General features: G+C 70.4%; 13 protein-coding genes. 9 read left to right on the plus strand and 4 right to left on the minus strand.

Annotation, left to right across the window (positions count from 1 at the left end; genetic code table 11):
• The first annotated feature begins 83 nt into the window (after positions 1 to 83).
• On the plus strand, positions 84 to 3,983 hold the full coding sequence (locus ACFC1X_RS09370; protein ID WP_114533305.1) for a DNA-directed RNA polymerase subunit beta': 3,900 nt from the start codon (positions 84 to 86) through the stop codon (positions 3,981 to 3,983).
• Between the two features lie 70 nt (positions 3,984 to 4,053).
• On the opposite strand, the gene ACFC1X_RS09375 is transcribed toward ACFC1X_RS09370, so the two are convergent.
• Complete coding sequence (locus ACFC1X_RS09375; protein WP_376350359.1) at positions 4,054 to 5,346, minus strand: hypothetical protein; 1,293 nt, start codon at positions 5,344 to 5,346, stop codon at positions 4,054 to 4,056.
• Positions 5,347 to 5,447: 101 nt separating this feature from the next.
• Here ACFC1X_RS09375 and ACFC1X_RS09380 point away from each other — a divergent pair, with 101 nt between their 5' ends.
• The 5 genes from ACFC1X_RS09380 (at position 5,448) to tuf (ending at position 11,098) form a co-directional block, all read left to right on the plus strand.
• On the plus strand, positions 5,448 to 6,506 hold the full coding sequence (locus ACFC1X_RS09380; RefSeq protein WP_376350362.1) for a glycosyltransferase family 2 protein: 1,059 nt from the start codon (positions 5,448 to 5,450) through the stop codon (positions 6,504 to 6,506).
• Between the two features lie 218 nt (positions 6,507 to 6,724).
• Positions 6,725 to 7,096: a 30S ribosomal protein S12 gene (gene rpsL / locus ACFC1X_RS09385; RefSeq protein WP_003948652.1), complete on the plus strand. Its 372-nt coding sequence runs from the start codon at positions 6,725 to 6,727 to the stop codon at positions 7,094 to 7,096.
• Positions 7,097 to 7,098: 2 nt separating this feature from the next.
• Complete coding sequence (gene rpsG, locus ACFC1X_RS09390; protein ID WP_003974303.1) at positions 7,099 to 7,569, plus strand: 30S ribosomal protein S7; 471 nt, start codon at positions 7,099 to 7,101, stop codon at positions 7,567 to 7,569.
• Positions 7,570 to 7,608: 39 nt separating this feature from the next.
• Positions 7,609 to 9,735, plus strand: a complete 2,127-nt coding sequence (gene fusA, locus ACFC1X_RS09395) for an elongation factor G (RefSeq protein WP_376350367.1) — start codon at positions 7,609 to 7,611, stop codon at positions 9,733 to 9,735.
• A gap of 169 nt (positions 9,736 to 9,904) precedes the next feature.
• A complete protein-coding gene (gene tuf / locus ACFC1X_RS09400; protein ID WP_376350370.1) occupies positions 9,905 to 11,098 on the plus strand; it encodes an elongation factor Tu in 1,194 nt (397 codons plus the stop codon).
• A 120-nt stretch (positions 11,099 to 11,218) separates the two neighbouring features.
• Here the strand turns inward: tuf and ACFC1X_RS09405 are convergent, their stop codons facing one another.
• Genes ACFC1X_RS09405 through ACFC1X_RS09415 form a run of 3 tightly spaced genes read right to left on the minus strand, consistent with a single transcriptional unit; the run spans position 11,219 to position 14,615 of the window.
• The gene (locus ACFC1X_RS09405) at positions 11,219 to 13,678 is read right to left on the minus strand and encodes an FtsX-like permease family protein (protein WP_376350373.1); all 2,460 of its coding nucleotides are present in this window, start codon (positions 13,676 to 13,678) and stop codon (positions 11,219 to 11,221) included.
• The gene (locus ACFC1X_RS09410; protein ID WP_376350375.1) at positions 13,672 to 13,875 is read right to left on the minus strand and encodes a hypothetical protein; all 204 of its coding nucleotides are present in this window, start codon (positions 13,873 to 13,875) and stop codon (positions 13,672 to 13,674) included. Before ACFC1X_RS09410 ends, ACFC1X_RS09405 begins: the two co-directional genes overlap by 7 nt.
• Positions 13,869 to 14,615, minus strand: coding sequence for an ABC transporter ATP-binding protein (locus tag ACFC1X_RS09415; RefSeq protein ID WP_376350378.1), 747 nt, complete (start codon positions 14,613 to 14,615; stop codon positions 13,869 to 13,871). Before ACFC1X_RS09415 ends, ACFC1X_RS09410 begins: the two co-directional genes overlap by 7 nt.
• A gap of 171 nt (positions 14,616 to 14,786) precedes the next feature.
• Between ACFC1X_RS09415 and ACFC1X_RS09420 the strand changes: the two genes are divergently transcribed.
• The 3 genes from ACFC1X_RS09420 (at position 14,787) to ACFC1X_RS09430 (ending at position 18,023) form a co-directional block, all read left to right on the plus strand.
• Positions 14,787 to 16,076: a sensor histidine kinase gene (locus ACFC1X_RS09420; protein WP_376350381.1), complete on the plus strand. Its 1,290-nt coding sequence runs from the start codon at positions 14,787 to 14,789 to the stop codon at positions 16,074 to 16,076.
• Positions 16,076 to 16,708, plus strand: a complete 633-nt coding sequence (locus tag ACFC1X_RS09425; RefSeq protein WP_234958184.1) for a response regulator transcription factor — start codon at positions 16,076 to 16,078, stop codon at positions 16,706 to 16,708. Before ACFC1X_RS09420 ends, ACFC1X_RS09425 begins: the two co-directional genes overlap by 1 nt.
• Before the next feature lie 142 nt (positions 16,709 to 16,850).
• On the plus strand, positions 16,851 to 18,023 hold the full coding sequence (locus tag ACFC1X_RS09430) for a hypothetical protein (RefSeq protein ID WP_376350383.1): 1,173 nt from the start codon (positions 16,851 to 16,853) through the stop codon (positions 18,021 to 18,023).
• Positions 18,024 to 18,098 lie beyond the last annotated feature (75 nt).

Here is an 18,098-nt window from a genome sequence, read left to right on the forward strand (position 1 = left end):
GGCCTCTTCCGCAGAGGCCCCGCCGATCCCGCGACCCCCGTTTCAGACCACAGACTTACAACCCTGAGAGGGATTGACGCATAGTGCTCGACGTCAACTTCTTCGACGAGCTCCGGATCGGTCTGGCCACCGCTGACGACATCCGTCAGTGGAGCCACGGCGAGGTCAAGAAGCCCGAGACGATCAACTACCGCACGCTCAAGCCCGAGAAGGACGGACTCTTCTGCGAGAAGATCTTCGGTCCGACCCGGGACTGGGAGTGCTACTGCGGCAAGTACAAGCGCGTCCGCTTCAAGGGCATCATCTGCGAGCGCTGTGGCGTCGAGGTCACGCGCGCCAAGGTGCGCCGTGAGCGGATGGGCCACATCGAGCTGGCCGCTCCCGTCACCCACATCTGGTACTTCAAGGGCGTCCCGTCGCGCCTCGGCTACCTGCTCGACCTCGCCCCGAAGGACCTCGAGAAGGTCATCTACTTCGCGGCGTACATGATCACGTTCGTCGACGAGGAGCGCCGTACGCGCGACCTGCCGTCGCTGGAGGCCCACGTCTCCGTCGAGCGTCAGCAGATCGAGCAGCGCCGCGACTCCGACCTGGAGGCCCGCGCCAAGAAGCTCGAGACCGACCTGGCCGAGCTGGAGGCCGAGGGCGCCAAGGCCGACGTGCGCCGCAAGGTGCGCGAGGGTGCCGAGCGTGAGATGAAGCAGCTGCGCGACCGTGCGCAGCGCGAGATCGACCGCCTCGACGAGGTGTGGAACCGGTTCAAGAACCTCAAGGTCCAGGACCTGGAGGGCGACGAGCTGCTCTACCGCGAGCTGCGCGACCGCTTCGGCACCTACTTCGACGGCTCGATGGGCGCCGCCGCGCTGCAGAAGCGCCTGGAGTCCTTCGACCTCGACGAGGAGGCCGAGCGCCTCCGCGAGATCATCCGCACCGGCAAGGGCCAGAAGAAGACCCGTGCGCTCAAGCGCCTCAAGGTCGTCTCCGCGTTCCTGCAGACCAGCAACAGCCCCAAGGGCATGGTGCTGGACTGCGTGCCGGTCATCCCGCCGGACCTGCGTCCGATGGTGCAGCTGGACGGTGGCCGCTTCGCGACCTCCGACCTGAACGACCTGTACCGCCGTGTCATCAACCGCAACAACCGCCTGAAGCGGCTTCTCGACCTCGGCGCGCCCGAGATCATCGTGAACAACGAGAAGCGCATGCTCCAGGAGGCCGTCGACGCGCTCTTCGACAACGGCCGCCGCGGCCGCCCGGTGACGGGTCCCGGCAACCGTCCGCTGAAGTCGCTGTCCGACATGCTCAAGGGCAAGCAGGGCCGCTTCCGTCAGAACCTGCTCGGTAAGCGAGTCGACTACTCGGCGCGTTCCGTCATCGTCGTCGGCCCGCAGCTGAAGCTGCACCAGTGCGGTCTGCCCAAGGCCATGGCGCTGGAGCTCTTCAAGCCGTTCGTGATGAAGCGCCTGGTGGACCTGAACCACGCGCAGAACATCAAGAGCGCCAAGCGCATGGTCGAGCGCGGCCGCACGGTCGTGTACGACGTGCTGGAAGAGGTCATCGCGGAGCACCCGGTTCTGCTGAACCGTGCGCCCACGCTGCACCGCCTCGGCATCCAGGCCTTCGAGCCGCAGCTGGTCGAGGGCAAGGCCATCCAGATCCACCCGCTCGTCTGCACCGCGTTCAACGCGGACTTCGACGGTGACCAGATGGCCGTGCACCTGCCGCTGTCCGCGGAGGCGCAGGCCGAGGCCCGCATCCTGATGCTGTCCTCGAACAACATCCTCAAGCCGGCCGACGGCCGTCCGGTGACGATGCCGACCCAGGACATGGTCCTCGGTCTGTTCTTCCTCACCACCGACTCCGAGGGTCGTGGTCCCAAGGGCGAGGGCCGTGCATTCGGCTCCTCCGCCGAGGCGATCATGGCGTTCGACGCCGGGGACCTGACGCTTCAGGCGAAGATCGACATCCGCTTCCCGGTGGGAACCATCCCGCCCCGCGGCTTCGAACCGCCGGCCCGCGAGGAGGGTGAGCCGGAGTGGCAGCAGGGTGACACCTTCACCCTGAAGACCACGCTGGGCCGTGCGCTCTTCAACGAGCTGCTGCCCGAGGACTACCCGTTCGTCGACTACGAGGTCGGCAAGAAGCAGCTCTCCGAGATCGTCAACGACCTCGCCGAGCGCTACCCGAAGGTCATCGTGGCGGCGACGCTCGACAACCTGAAGGCGGCCGGCTTCTTCTGGGCCACCCGTTCCGGCGTCACCGTCGCCATCTCCGACATCGTCGTTCCCGACGCGAAGAAGGAGATCGTCAAGGGCTACGAGGCGCAGGACGAGAAGGTCCAGAAGCAGTACGAGCGCGGTCTGATCACCAAGGAAGAGCGCACGCAGGAGCTCATCGCGATCTGGACCAAGGCGACCAACGAGGTCGCCGAGGCGATGAACGACAACTTCCCGAAGACCAACCCGGTCTCCATGATGGTGAACTCGGGTGCTCGCGGAAACATGATGCAGATGCGTCAGATCGCCGGTATGCGCGGTCTGGTGTCGAACGCCAAGAACGAGACGATCCCGCGTCCCATCAAGGCCTCCTTCCGTGAGGGCCTGTCCGTGCTGGAGTACTTCATCTCCACGCACGGTGCCCGTAAGGGTCTGGCGGACACCGCTCTGCGTACCGCCGACTCGGGTTACCTCACGCGTCGTCTGGTCGACGTCTCCCAGGACGTCATCATTCGCGAGGAGGACTGCGGCACCGAGCGCGGTCTCAAGCTGCCGATCGCCACGCGTGACGCGGACGGGACGCTGCGCAAGGCCGAGGACGTCGAGACCAGCGTCTACGCCCGCATGCTCGCCGAGGACGTCGTCATCGACGGCAAGGTGATCGCGCCGGCCAACGTCGACCTCGGTGACGTCCTGATCGACGCCCTGGTCGCCCACGGTGTCGAGGAGGTCAAGACCCGTTCGATCCTGACCTGCGAGTCCCAGGTCGGCACCTGCGCCATGTGCTACGGCCGTTCGCTGGCCACCGGCAAGCTGGTCGACATCGGTGAGGCGGTCGGCATCATCGCCGCCCAGTCCATCGGTGAGCCCGGCACCCAGCTGACGATGCGTACCTTCCACACCGGTGGTGTGGCCGGTGACGACATCACGCAGGGTCTGCCGCGTGTCGTCGAGCTCTTCGAGGCCCGTACCCCGAAGGGTGTCGCCCCGATCTCCGAGGCCTCCGGCCGCGTGCGGATCGAGGAGACCGAGAAGACGAAGAAGATCGTCGTCACCCCGGACGACGGCAGCGACGAGACGGCGTTCCCGATCTCGAAGCGTGCCCGTCTGCTCGTGGGCGAGGGCGACCACGTCGAGGTGGGCCAGAAGCTCACCGTGGGTGCCACCAACCCGCACGACGTGCTGCGCATCCTGGGTCAGCGTGCCGTCCAGGTCCACCTGGTCGGCGAGGTCCAGAAGGTCTACAACTCGCAGGGTGTGTCGATCCACGACAAGCACATCGAGATCATCATCCGGCAGATGCTCCGCCGCGTGACGATCATCGAGTCGGGCGACGCGGAGCTGCTGCCCGGCGAGCTGGTCGAGCGCACGAAGTTCGAGACCGAGAACCGTCGTGTGGTCCAGGAGGGCGGTCACCCGGCCTCCGGTCGTCCGCAGCTGATGGGTATCACCAAGGCCTCGCTGGCGACGGAGTCCTGGCTGTCGGCCGCCTCCTTCCAGGAGACGACGAGGGTCCTGACGGACGCGGCGATCAACGCCAAGTCCGACAGCCTCATCGGCCTCAAGGAGAACGTCATCATCGGTAAGCTCATCCCGGCCGGTACGGGCCTGTCCCGTTACCGCAACATCCGGGTCGAGCCGACCGAGGAGGCCAAGGCCGCGATGTACTCGGCCGTCGGCTACGACGACATCGACTACTCGCCGTTCGGCACGGGCTCCGGCCAGGCCGTTCCGCTGGAGGACTACGACTACGGTCCGTACAACCAGTAAGCGAGCAGGTTGAACGAAGGGCGGTCACCCCGTGGGGTGGCCGCCCTTCGGCGTTCTCGCGCGGGGGTGGTTACGGCACACCCAGCTCGAAGATGACGTAGTGCGCGTACCAGCCGGAGGCGAGGGCCGCCGTGGTGAAGAAGACCGCCAGGCTCGGGAGCTTCAGGCGGCTCAGGGCGGCGGCGGGGGCCAGGAGGAGCGGGAAGGCCGGGAGCAGGTAGCGCATGGTGTTGCCGAACATCTGCTGGGTGCCGAGGACCGTGATGATGGACGCCAGGGTGTAGGCGACCAGGACCAGCGGGGGCCGCTTGCGCAGCATCAGGGCGATCAGGAAGGGCAGTGCCAGGACCAGCTGGAGGGAGAGCAGGTCCGGGGTGGAGAAGGCGAAGTGGTAGTCGCCCTTGCCCACCGCGAGGTTGCGCAGCACGTCCAGGGTGTAGGCGCCGTAGTCGAAGAAGTGGGCCCAGCCCTCGCGCTGGAGGGTGAAGTACGCGGTGGCCTCGCCCGTGCTCCAGCCGACCCAGGCGATGTAGCCGAGCAGGCCGAGCGGGGCGACGAGCATGGCGTACACCGGGCCGCGCACCCCGTGCTCGCGTCTGGTCGCGGGGCGGGCCAGCGTCACCAGGGCGGCGAGTCCCACGGCGCCGATGAGCACGGCGGAGGTGGGGCGGTTCAGGCCGGCGGTGAAGGCGAGCAGCCCGGCCGCCACCCAGCGCCGGGTCATCACGGCGTAGCAGGCCCAGGCGGCGATGGCGACGAACAGGGACTCGGAGTAGACGGCCCACTCGACGCCCGCACCGGGGGCCACGGCCCACAGACCGGCGGCGATGGTGCCCGCGCGGGCGCCCGCGAGCAGCGAGATCACCGCGTAGATGCCGGCCGCCGCGATGAACGACGAGACGACGGAGACCAGGATCCCGGAGCCGTACAGGCCGAGACCGGTGGACTCCGAGACCATGCGGATCAGGGCCGGGTAGAGCGGGAAGAAGGCCACCGAGTTCTGCTGGACCGTGAACAGGCCGTCGGAGTCGAGCCGGATCAGGGAGGGGTGGTAGCCGTGTTCGGCGACCTGGAGGTACCACCAGCCGTCCCAGGTGGCCAGGACGTCCCACCAGTGGGCGCCGCCGCCGAAGCGCGGGTTCTTCTCCCGGAAGTCCTCGGCGTACGTCAGCAGGGCGGCGAAGACGCCGAGGCCGACCAGCTTGGTGACGCCGTACAGCAGGAGCGGGGTCAGATAGGGCCGGGCGCCGTCCGGCAGGCGGGGTGGCCAGGTCGCCCAGGGGCGTTTCCGGGGCCCGTCGGGCCGTGCCGTGCGTGCGCCGTCCGACCCGTCGGTCACCGTGTCGTCGGCAGCCGTGTCCATGGCTGTCATCCCCCTTGGCCCACCCTCAACCGTCAATTGCTGCCATAAGATCGCACAAGAGTCGCACATCTGTGCTCAGTGTCAGGGGGAGGGGAGGCGCGGTGCCCGAGGAACCGGACGCGGACCAGCACGAACCCGTCGTGCTGTCGGTCGTCATACCCATGTACAACGAGGAAGAGGTCCTGCCCGCGCTGGTCAGCAGGTTGCGCCCGGTCCTGACGGAGCTGGGCGTGCGGCACGAGGTCGTCGTGGTGGACGACGGCAGCGGTGACCGCACGGCGGAGCTGCTGGCCGCCTTCCGGCTGGGCTGGCCGGAGCTGCGCGTGGTCGCGCTGCGGCGCAACTCCGGACACCAGGCGGCCCTCACCGCGGGTCTGGACCGGGCGGTGGGCGCCTACGTCGTCAGTCTCGACGCCGACCTCCAGGACCCGCCGGAGAAGATCCCCGAGATGCTGGAGCTGGCCCGTACGCAGGGCCTGGACATCGTCTACGGCGTGCGGGCCGACCGCAGCAGCGACTCCGGGTTCAAGCGGTGGTCGGCCGGCGTCTACTACCGCCTGATGCGGCGCCTGGCGGGCCCGGACGTGCTCGCGCAGGCCGGCGACTTCCGGCTGCTCAGCCGGGCCGCCGTGGACGCGCTGAAGGCCCTGCCGGACCAGCAGCGGGTCTACCGGCTCCTCGTGCCGTGGCTGGGCTTCCCGAGCGGCTCGGTGACCTACGAGCGGGCGCCGCGCACCGCCGGCCGCACGAAGTACCCGCTGGGCCGGATGATCCGCCTCGCCGTCGACAGCGTCACCGGCTTCTCGGCGGCCCCGCTGCGCATCGCCACCTGGCTGGGCGCCGGTGCCTTCGTGGTCTGCCTGGGGCTGCTGGTCTACACGCTGACCGCCTTCGCGCTGGGCCGCACGGTCCCCGGCTGGACCTCGCTCTTCACCGGCATCGTGTTCATCGGCGCGGTGCAGCTGATCTGCGTCGGTCTGCTCGGTGAGTATGTCGGGCGCATATACACGGCGGTGCAGAACCGGCCGACGTACTTCGTCCGGGACGACACGGCGGCACCCGCGCCCGTACCCGCAGCCGCGCCCGCGCCCGGGGACGGGTCGATCGGGGCGCAACGGGACGAATCGGGTACGGATACCCGCGCCGCCCATTTGTTTTGACCGCAGCGAATGCGATAGGTACGCTCAGACCTTGTGCCTGGGGTGTGCCCTGGCCCTCGTGCGTGTCTTCAACCGCGGTGAGGGTCGTGACCGGCCACCGCAATCCGCGCTTTCTCCCGCCTGGCGGCAGGGGTTCGCGGCTTCGACACACCCGACCGCGTGGGTCGGCGACGTTCCGGGTTAGCTTCACCATTCGGCACACAGAAACCGGAGAAGTAGTGCCTACGATCCAGCAGCTGGTCCGGAAGGGCCGGCAGGACAAGGTCGAGAAGAACAAGACGCCCGCACTCGAGGGTTCGCCCCAGCGTCGCGGCGTCTGCACGCGTGTGTTCACGACCACCCCGAAGAAGCCGAACTCGGCCCTGCGTAAGGTCGCGCGTGTGCGTCTGACCAGCGGGATCGAGGTCACCGCTTACATTCCGGGTGAGGGGCACAACCTGCAGGAGCACTCCATCGTGCTCGTGCGCGGCGGCCGTGTGAAGGACCTGCCGGGTGTTCGCTACAAGATCATCCGCGGTTCCCTCGACACCCAGGGTGTCAAGAACCGCAAGCAGGCCCGCAGCCGCTACGGCGCCAAGAAGGAGAAGTAAGAATGCCTCGTAAGGGCCCCGCCCCGAAGCGCCCGGTCATCATCGACCCGGTCTACGGTTCTCCTCTGGTGACCTCCCTGATCAACAAGGTGCTGCTGAACGGCAAGCGCTCCACCGCCGAGCGCATCGTCTACGGCGCCATGGAGGGCCTGCGCGAGAAGACCGGCAACGACCCGGTCATCACGCTGAAGCGCGCTCTCGAGAACATCAAGCCGACCCTCGAGGTCAAGTCCCGCCGCGTCGGTGGTGCGACGTACCAGGTGCCGATCGAGGTCAAGCCCGGTCGCGCCAACACCCTCGCGCTGCGCTGGCTCGTCGGTTACTCCCGCGCCCGTCGCGAGAAGACCATGACCGAGCGTCTGCTCAACGAGCTCCTCGACGCCTCCAACGGCCTCGGTGCCGCTGTGAAGAAGCGCGAGGACACGCACAAGATGGCCGAGTCCAACAAGGCCTTCGCGCACTACCGCTGGTAGTCGCTACCCCCATCGAGACCGAGAGAAGACTGAAGCCTTATGGCTACCACTTCACTTGACCTGGCCAAGGTCCGCAACATCGGGATCATGGCCCACATCGACGCGGGCAAGACGACCACCACCGAGCGGATCCTGTTCTACACCGGCGTCAGCTACAAGATCGGTGAGGTCCACGACGGCGCCGCCACGATGGACTGGATGGAGCAGGAGCAGGAGCGTGGCATCACGATCACGTCTGCTGCGACCACCTGTCACTGGCCGCTCGAGGACAACGACTACACGATCAACATCATCGACACCCCGGGGCACGTCGACTTCACCGTCGAGGTGGAGCGTTCTCTGCGGGTGCTCGACGGTGCCGTGACCGTGTTCGACGGTGTCGCCGGTGTCGAGCCGCAGTCCGAGACGGTGTGGCGTCAGGCCGACCGTTACGGCGTGCCCCGCATCTGCTTCGTGAACAAGCTGGACCGCACCGGCGCCGAGTTCCACCGCTGCGTGGAGATGATCTCGGACCGCCTGGGCGCCCAGCCGCTCGTCATGCAGCTCCCGATCGGTGCCGAGGCCGACTTCAAGGGCGTCGTGGACCTGGTCCGCATGAAGGCGCTCGTGTGGTCCGCCGAGGCCGCCAAGGGCGAGATGTACGACACCGTCGACATCCCGGCCACGCACACCGAGGCCGCCGAGGAGTGGCGCGGCAAGCTGGTCGAGGCCGTCGCGGAGAACGACGAAGAGGTCATGGAGATGTTCCTGGAGGGCCAGGAGCCCACCGAGGAGCAGCTCTACGCCGCGATCCGTCGCATCACCATCGCCTCCGGCAAGTCCAGCGACACCACGGTCACCCCGGTGTTCTGCGGCACCGCGTTCAAGAACAAGGGCGTCCAGCCCCTGCTCGACGCGGTCGTGCGCTACCTGCCGACCCCGCTCGACGTCGAGGCCATCGAGGGCCACGATGTCAAGGACCCCGAGGTCGTCGTCAAGCGCAAGCCGTCGGAGGAGGAGCCCCTCTCCGCCCTCGCGTTCAAGATCATGAGCGACCCGCACCTCGGCAAGCTCACCTTCGTCCGGGTCTACTCCGGCCGTCTGCAGTCCGGCACCGCCGTACTGAACTCGGTCAAGGGCCGGAAGGAGCGCATCGGCAAGATCTACCGCATGCACGCGAACAAGCGTGAGGAGATCGAGTCGGTGGGCGCCGGCGACATCGTCGCCGTCATGGGCCTGAAGCAGACCACCACCGGTGAGACGCTGTCCGACGACAAGAGCCCGGTGATCCTGGAGTCCATGGACTTCCCGGCGCCGGTCATCCAGGTCGCCATCGAGCCCAAGTCGAAGGGTGACCAGGAGAAGCTGGGCGTCGCGATCCAGCGCCTGGCCGAGGAGGACCCGTCCTTCCAGGTTCACACGAACGAGGAGACGGGCCAGACCATCATCGGTGGTATGGGCGAGCTGCACCTCGAGGTGCTGGTCGACCGCATGCGCCGTGAGTTCAAGGTCGAGGCCAACGTCGGCAAGCCGCAGGTCGCGTACCGCGAGACGATCCGCAAGACCGTCGAGCGCGTGGACTACACCCACAAGAAGCAGACCGGTGGTACCGGTCAGTTCGCCAAGGTGCAGATCGCGATCGAGCCCATCGAGGGTGGCGACGCCTCGTACGAGTTCGTGAACAAGGTCACCGGTGGCCGCATCCCGAAGGAGTACATCCCTTCGGTGGACGCCGGTGCGCAGGAGGCCATGCAGTTCGGCATCCTGGCCGGCTACGAGATGACCGGCGTTCGCGTCACGCTCATCGACGGTGGCTACCACGAGGTCGACTCCTCCGAGCTCGCCTTCAAGATCGCCGGTTCGCAGGCCTTCAAGGAGGCCGCGCGCAAGGCTTCGCCCGTGCTCCTGGAGCCGATGATGGCCGTCGAGGTCACCACGCCCGAGGACTACATGGGTGACGTCATCGGCGACATCAACTCCCGCCGTGGCCAGATCCAGGCCATGGAGGAGCGGATGGGTGCCCGCGTCGTAAAGGGCCTCGTGCCGCTGTCGGAGATGTTCGGCTACGTCGGAGACCTCCGCAGCAAGACGTCGGGTCGCGCAAGCTACTCGATGCAGTTCGACTCCTACGCCGAGGTTCCCCGGAACGTCGCCGAGGAGATCATCGCGAAGGCCAAGGGCGAGTAACGGACTCCGTTCAACGGACCCCGTGAACACGCTTTAGGCTTGACCCCGGAGCCTGCATGGGGCATTCCGCCGCAAACCGGCGGAATGCCCCCGGCACCCGGGCTTTCCAGCAAAGATCACCTGGCGCCGATGAGTAAGGCGTACAGAACCACTCCACAGGAGGACCCCAGTGGCGAAGGCGAAGTTCGAGCGGACTAAGCCGCACGTCAACATCGGCACCATCGGTCACATCGACCACGGTAAGACGACCCTCACGGCCGCCATTACCAAGGTGCTGCACGACGCGTACCCCGAGCTGAACGAGGCCTCGGCCTTCGACCAGATCGACAAGGCTCCCGAGGAGCGCCAGCGCGGTATCACCATCTCCATCGCGCACGTCGAGTACCAGACCGAGACGCGCCACTACGCGCACGTCGACTGCCCCGGTCACGCGGACTACATCAAGAACATGATCACGGGTGCGGCGCAGATGGACGGCGCCATCCTCGTGGTCGCCGCGACCGACGGCCCGATGCCGCAGACCAAGGAGCACGTGCTCCTGGCCCGCCAGGTCGGCGTTCCGTACATCGTCGTCGCCCTGAACAAGGCCGACATGGTGGACGACGAGGAGATCCTGGAGCTCGTCGAGCTCGAGGTGCGTGAGCTCCTCTCCGAGTACGAGTTCCCGGGCGACGACGTTCCGGTCGTCAAGGTCTCCGCTCTGAAGGCCCTCGAGGGCGACAAGGAGTGGGGCAACTCGGTCCTCGAGCTCATGAAGGCCGTGGACGAGGCCATCCCGGAGCCCGAGCGCGACGTCGACAAGCCGTTCCTGATGCCGATCGAGGACGTCTTCACGATCACCGGTCGTGGCACCGTCGTCACCGGTCGTATCGAGCGCGGCATCCTCAAGGTCAACGAGACCGTCGACATCATCGGCATCAAGACCGAGAAGACCACCACCACGGTCACCGGCATCGAGATGTTCCGCAAGCTGCTCGACGAGGGCCAGGCCGGTGAGAACGTCGGCCTCCTGCTCCGCGGCATCAAGCGCGAGGACGTCGAGCGCGGCCAGGTCATCATCAAGCCGGGCTCGGTCACCCCGCACACCGAGTTCGAGGCGCAGGCCTACATCCTGTCCAAGGACGAGGGTGGCCGCCACACGCCGTTCTTCAACAACTACCGTCCGCAGTTCTACTTCCGTACGACGGACGTGACCGGCGTCGTGACCCTCCCCGAGGGCACCGAGATGGTCATGCCGGGTGACAACACCGAGATGAAGGTGGACCTCATCCAGCCCGTCGCCATGGAAGAGGGCCTGAAGTTCGCCATCCGCGAGGGTGGCCGGACCGTGGGCGCCGGCCAGGTCACCAAGATCAACAAGTAAGCTCCGCTTGCTTGTCGGTCCACCGACCTGACATGGGCTGATGCCTGAAAGGGCCCGTACGACTCCGGTCGTACGGGCCCTTCGCATGTCCGGCGTGTGGGACCGGGCCGCTCGGGGGTGTTACTCCCGCGCACCCGCCAGTTCCACCGCGCGGCGTCGCGTGGCGAGCGCCGCCGGGACCACCGAGGCGATCACCGCCAGGACGGCGCAGGAGGCCGCGACCCCGCCGAGGGCCGCCCACGGCAGCTCGATGGTGGTGTCCACCGAGAGCAGGCCCAGCGCGCCCCACATCCCCGCCAGGTTGAGCCCGGCCACCACCAGCCCGAGCAGCGCGCCGACCGCCACCACCAGCAGCGACTCGGCACCGACCAGCCGCAGCACCTGCCATCGGGTGGTCCCGGCCAGCCGCAGCACCGCCAGCTCGCGCCCCCGGTCGGCGGTGGCCATCACCATGGTGTTGACCAGGGAGATCCCGGTGTAGAGCAGGGCGATGCCCAGCACCAGGAGGAGGCCGGCCCGGGTCGTGCCGTTGGTCCCCGGGGAGGCGGCCGCGACCCACTCGTCCCGGCTCGACACCCGCCCGCCGGTCGCGCCCACCGCCTCGCGCAGCCCCGCGGCCACCGCCCCGGCGTCGGCGCCGTCCGCGAGGGCGACGTCCACCCGGTCGACCGGGGCGCCGGGGGCGTTGGCCCGCGTGACGTAGACGCCGTTGCCGCCGGTGCCGGTCGCCATCACGGCGGCGATGCGCAGCGTCCTGCGGGTGCCGTCCCCGAGCCACACCCGCACGCTCCGGCCCACGGAGTGCCGCTCCCACTCCCCGTTGACGATGATCGAGGCGTCGTCGAGGTCGGTCGCCCTGCCCTCCGTGAGCGGGAGCCGGGCGGTGGCGGCGAGGGCCTCGGGGTCGGCGACGGCACGCGCGTCGGACCTGATGAGCGCGGTGCCCTCCTCCAGGACGTACACCGCGCTCGACGCGGTCGGGGAGACCACCGCGCCGGGCACCGAGCGCAGCCGGTCCACGGTCCGGGCGTCGAGGCCCGCGCCGTACGCCGCCGTGACCACGAAGGCGGCGGCGGTCCGCTCGCGCGTCTCGGCGGCCTCGGCCTCGGCGAGCGTCGCGGTGGCGCCGAGCAGCGAGCCCGCGAGGGCGACCGTCACCAGCACGGGCGCCGCGACGGCGGCCGTACGGCGCACCCCGGCAGCGGCGTTCTCCCGCACCAGCAGGCCCGTCGCGCCCGGCAGCCGGGCGGGCAGCCAGGCCAGCAGCCGGGACAGCGGTCCCACCACGACGGGGGCGAGCATCGCGACCGCGGTGATCAGCAGCATCGGGCGGCTCACGTACGTTTTGCGGTGCAGCAGGCCGCCGGGGTCATCGGCCAGCGCGATGCCGAGCGTCACCAGCGCGGTCAGCAGCAGGCCCCCGCCGAACAGCCACCGGCCCCTGGTCATCGCACCGGTGTCCACGGACGCCTCGCGCAGCGCCTGCGTGGGGCCGGTGCGGCCCGCCCGCCAGGACGCGGCGAGCACGCCGCACAGGGCGACGAGGAGTCCCGTCCAGAAGGCCATGTGGTACGGCCAGGTGTGGTCGCCGATGGTGAACCAGGCCGGTGCCAGGTCGCTGTCGACCACCCATGCGGCCAGGTGCGGCGCACCCCACGCGCCGAGCCCGCAGCCGGCCGCGGAGGCGAGCACGCCCACCCCCAGGGCCTCGGCCAGCACCAGCGCGCGGAGCTGCCCCGGGGTCGCCCCGGCGGTGCGCAGCAGCCCGAACTCCCGGCGCCGCTGCGCCACGGTGAAGGCGAACGTGGACGCCACGACGAACACCGACACGAAGGCGGTGACGCCGCCGGCCGTGCCGAACATGGCGTTCATCGCGGTCAGCGCCTCGCTGTCCCGGTCCGGATCGGTGTCGGCGAACCTGCGGTCGTCCCCGGTGAGGACACGCACCCCCGGGCTGCCGCGCACCGCGTCCCGCACCGCCGAGGCGTCCGCGTCGACCGTGAGCTGAAGGCTGACGGGGGAGAGCCGGGCGGCCTCGGCGTCGGTGAAGAAGACGGCGTTCTCGAAGCCGCGGTCCGGCACGGTGCCCACGACCCTGACGGTTCCGCGGTCGGTGCGCAGCCGCTCGCCCGGCGCGGCCCAGCCGCCGGTGACGACGACCTCCCCGGCGGTGCGTGGCGCGCGGCCCGCGTCGATCGCGTACGGGGCGAACGCGGCGGTGGACCACGGGTGGCCCACCAGGTCAGCGGGCCCGCCCTCGGCGCGTACCGGGAAGGACCGGTCCGCGACGACCCGGCCGAGCCGCTCCAGTTCCGCGACGGTCCCGTCCGGCACGGCACGCGGCTGGGCCAGCTCGTGGGTGCGGTCGCCGACCGGCGTGGGCACCCGCAGGGTGTCCTGACCGCGCACCACGACCGGCGCCGCGGCGAACCGCTCCGGCTCCCGTTCGGGCGCGTCCAGCGACGAGGCGAGGGCCAGTCCCGTCACGGCGAGCAGGGCGACACCCAGCGACAGCGCGACGAAGCTGCCGACGAAGGTGACCCAGCGGGTGCGCAGGGTGCGCAGGGCGACACTCAGCACGGGAGGGCCTCCGGCCGGGTCGTGCGGGTGGCGATGTCGTCGGCGCCCGAACCGGCTGGTACGCCGCCCACGCGGGCGAACGGCTCCGGCCCCCGGGCGGGTGCGTCCATGGCGAGGTTCAGCACGGCATGGCCTCCAGCCGTCGGGAGCGTGGCGAGGGGAAGTCGCATGACGGCGTGCACCGCGAGGCTCAGCACGGCACGGCCTCCAGCCGCGTCATGCGGGACGCGATGTCGGCGGCGGTCGCGCCGGTCAGGTCGCCGTGGACGTGGCCGTCGGTGAGGAAGACCACGCGGTCGGCGTAGGAGGCGGCGACCGGGTCGTGGGTGACCATGACGACGGTCTGGCCCGCGTCGTCGACCATGCCGCGCAGCAGGGTCAGCACCTCGTGGCCGGTCCGCGAGTCCAGGGCGCCGGTCGGCTCGTCGCCGAAGAGCACGTCGGGGCGGGTGATCAGGGCGCGGGCCAGGGCGACGCGCTGCTGCTGGCCGCCGGACAGCTCGGTGGGGCGGTGTCTGGCCCGGTCGCCGAGTCCCACTTGCCGTAGTACTTCGCGTACCTGTGTGCGGTCGGGCCGGCGTCCGGCCAGGCGGAGCGGCAGCGCCACGTTCTGCTCGGCGGTCAGCGACGGCAGCAGGTTGAACGCCTGGAAGACGAAGCCGATGCGCTCGCGGCGCAGCAGCGTCAGCCTGGTCTCGCTCAGCCGGGTCAGCTCGGTGTCCCCGACGACGACCGACCCGGACGTGGGCCGGTCGAGACCGGCGGCGCACTGCAGGAGGGTCGACTTGCCCGAGCCGGAAGGGCCCATGACGGCGGTGAAGCTACCCCTGGGGAAGGCCAGGGAGACCCCGTCGAGGGCCGTCACGGTGTGGTCGCCCGCCCCGTACCGTCTGCTGACGGACCGCAACCGGACCGCGTGGACCGCGCTGTTGTTCATGTGTCCCCACTCCACCTTCGTCGCCTCCTGCGTCGGTGACTCCACGAAACCGTCCGCGGCCCCTGCGGCGCAGTGAGGCGGAGGCGAGAACCGGGGTAGGGCGGGCCATACCCCCGAAGCGCCCCCTGGGCCGATGGCTTGGCCGCGGAGGGGAGTTCTACGGTGATCCGCATGCACCCTCGGAACGTGTGGCAGGCCATGTCCGCCCCCGGCTTCCTGCTGTCGGCGTGGCCCTGGCGCGCGGTCGCCCACCTGGTGACCGGGGCGGTGGCCGGTGCCGTGACCCTGGTGGGGATCGTGGCCGCCGCCACCGTCGCCGGTGTCCTCGCCGTCGTCGTGGTGGGCCTGCCGCTGCTGGTCCTCACCGCCCTCGCGGGCATACCCGTCGCCCACCTGGAGCGGTACCGGCTGCGCATCGTGGACCGCGACCCCGCCCCGGACCGGCACCGGCGGCCGGCCGTCCCGGGGCTGTGGCCCTGGCTGACCACCCGGCTGCGGGAGCGGGCGACCTGGCGGGAGCTGGGCCACGCCCTGCTGTTCGCCGGTCTGCTCTGGCCCGTGGACGCCGTGATCGTCACCGCCGCCCTGGCCACACCGCTGTCCATGGTGGCCACCCCGCTGCTGATGGCGACCGTCGGCGGCGGCGAGGAGGCGAAGGTGCTCAAGACGTGGACGGTCACCACCTGGCCGACCGCGTTCGGGGCCGCGCTGCTGGGCCTGCTGCTCCTCGCCCTGGGCGGCTACGCGCTGGGTCTGGCGGCAGGTGCGCGGGCCGAGCTGACCCGTGCCCTGATCGCCCCGCGCGACGGCGACCTGGGCGCCAGGGTCGTCGAACTGACCCGCTCGCGCGTGCGGTTGGTGGACGCGTTCGAGTCGGAGCGGCGCCGCATCGAGCGCGATCTGCACGACGGGGCGCAGCAGCGGCTGGTGGCCCTGACGATGGCCCTCGGCCTGGCCCGGCTGGACGCGCCGCCCGGCCCGCTGGCCGATCAGCTGGCGAAGGCGCACGGCGAGGCGGGCAAGGCGCTGGAGGAACTGCGGGAGCTGATCCACGGCATCCACCCCAAGGTCCTCGCCGACTACGGCCTGGAGGCCGCGGTGGCCGACGCCGCCGACCGGTCCGCCGTGCCCGTCGACGTCACCCTGGAGCTGGCCGGGAGGCTGCCCCAGGCGGTGGAGGCCGCCGCCTACTTCGTGGTCCGCGAGGCCCTCGCCAACGTCGGGAAGCACAGCGGCGCCGACCGCGCGGAGGTGACCGGCGGGCACCTCGACGGACGGCTGTTCCTGGAGGTCCGCGACGACGGCCGGGGCGGCGCCGACGCCGGGGCGGGCAGCGGGCTGACCGGTCTCGCCGACCGGGTGTCGGTGCTGGATGGCAGACTCTCCCTGTCCAGCCCGCCGGGCGGACCGACCCTGTTGCGCGTGGAGATTCCTTGCGAGTGGACCGAACGCTTCGCGTAGTGCTGGCCGAGGACAGCGTGCTGCTGCGGGACGGGCTGACCGGCCTGCTCGCCCGCTGCGGGCACGAGGTGGTGGCCGCCGTCGGGGACGCGGAGGCGCTGGTCGCGGCGGTGGCCGAGCACGCTCCGGACGTCGTGGTCACCGACGTCCGCATGCCGCCCGGCTTCCAGGACGAGGGCCTGCACGCGGCGGTGCGGCTGCGGGAGCGGAGCCCGGCCCTGCCCGTCCTCGTCCTCAGCCAGTACGTGCAGCGGACCTACGCCGCCGAGCTGCTGGACTCCGGTGACGGAACGGGCGTCGGCTACCTGCTCAAGGACCGCGTCGGCCAGGTCGAGGAGTTCGTCGAGGCGCTGACCGAGGTCGCGGACGGCGGCACGGTCGTCGACCCGGAGGTGGTACGCCAGTTGCTGCGCCGCCGCCGGGACCCGCTGGAGCGGCTCACCCCGCGTGAGCGGGAGGTGCTCGCGCTGGTCGCGGAGGGCAGGTCCAACGCGGCGGTCGCCCGCCAACTCGTCGTCTCCGAGGCGGCGGTGGGCAAGCACATCGGGAGCATCCTCACCAAGCTCGACCTGCCCCCGGCGACCGAGACCCACCGCAGGGTGCTGGCGGTCCTGGCGTATCTGCGGGCGTGAGGCGGCCAGTTCGCCGCCCGCGGCGGGGTTGTGATTGGGTCACGAACCCATCGCGGCCCTGCACTTCTCCTTCACGGGACGGCACGATTGATCGCCGGAAGTTCCCGCCGGCCGCCGCCGCCCCGCACCGGAAAGTGAGTCCGTGAGTACCGTCCCGCCCCCCGACCGTTCCGACGACGACCCGTCGTCCTCCCTGTCCGACGAGCAACTGGAGTCGTTCCTGCGGGAGGCCGCCGAAGGCGGCGGCACCTCCGCGCCCAAGGAGCCCTCCGCGCGCGCCCGGATGGTGGCCCGGCGGCTGCGGGAGGAAGACGAGGCGGCCCGGCGCGCCGACCCGCGTGGCGGGCGGAAGAACCAGGGACCGCCGGCCCCGCCGGGGTGGCGTACCGGCCCGGCGCCGTCGGCGGGCGGCTCCCGGAAGCGGCGGGTGGGCACGGCCCTCGGCGTGCTGGTCCTGGCGGCGCTCGCGGTCGTCGCCGTACGGCCCTCGCTGGTGCTGCCCGACGACGACGGCGGCGGCGGCTCCGGACAGCCGTTGGCGGCCGAGACCGCCCGGCCGACCGGCGCCCCCGGCGACCCCGCGGACACCGGGCGGGCCACCCGCGAGCACCCCTTCCGCGGCTCGCCCGCCGAACAGTGGGCCGAGGGCGCCGACGCCATCGAGGTACCGAAGGCGAAGGCGCTCTCCGGTATGAGCGAGGACGACGTGGCGGTCGCGCTGCGCCGCACCAAGGACCTCCTGGTCGCCGCCAACCTGGACCCCGGCGTCCTGCGTGGCGAGCAGCCGGACAAAGCGCTGGCCGTCCTCGACCCGAAACAGCCGGAGCTGCTGCCCAAGCTGCGCCGGTCGCTGCGCGCACCGGACGAGGAGTACGACCCGCTCCTGCTCTTCACCCGTTTCGACCCGGCGGAGACCCGCCTGGCCGGCGACGTGGTCAAGGTCCGCGGCCGCATGACGCTCGCCGCCGGGGAGCCCGGCGAGGTGAAGGTGAACGCCGACTACACCTTCGTCTACCCGCTGGTGCGGACCAACGACCCCGACGGCCCGGTGGCCCGCACCATCGTCCGCCGCGAACTGACCCTGACGCTCAACGACCCGGCCGCCTGGGACGTGACCGAGGGCAAGCTGCTGCTGGAGAAGTACTTCGCCGAGCACAACAACACCGACTGCGACGTCCACGACGGCTTCCTGCACCCCGGGTTCGCCGACGACGGCCCCGACGGCGAGCGGCCCACCGGGCCCGCGATCGACCCGTACGACCGCACGGAGCCCCTCACACCGGACGGGTCCTGCGGCAAGGTCACCCGCACCTGACGCCCGGCGGCGCGACCGGGCCCGGGTGCGCTCTCCCTGCGCACACCCGGGCCCTCCCCGTCGTCCCCAGTGGGG

The sequence above is a fragment of the Streptomyces sp. NPDC056128 genome, from assembly GCF_042263835.1.
Lineage (GTDB): Bacteria > Actinomycetota > Actinomycetes > Streptomycetales > Streptomycetaceae > Streptomyces.

Bases quoted from the DNA above. Each gene is read 5' to 3' on its own strand.
- ACFC1X_RS09420 (WP_376350381.1), top strand. From the start codon at position 14,787: ATGCACCCTCGGAACGTGTGGCAGGCCATGTCCGCCCCCGGCTTCCTG.
- ACFC1X_RS09415 (WP_376350378.1), bottom strand. From the start codon at position 14,615: ATGAACAACAGCGCGGTCCACGCGGTCCGGTTGCGGTCCGTCAGCAGA.
- fusA (WP_376350367.1), top strand. From the start codon at position 7,609: ATGGCTACCACTTCACTTGACCTGGCCAAGGTCCGCAACATCGGGATC.
- ACFC1X_RS09375 (WP_376350359.1), bottom strand. From the start codon at position 5,346: ATGGACACGGCTGCCGACGACACGGTGACCGACGGGTCGGACGGCGCA.
- rpsG (WP_003974303.1), top strand. From the start codon at position 7,099: ATGCCTCGTAAGGGCCCCGCCCCGAAGCGCCCGGTCATCATCGACCCG.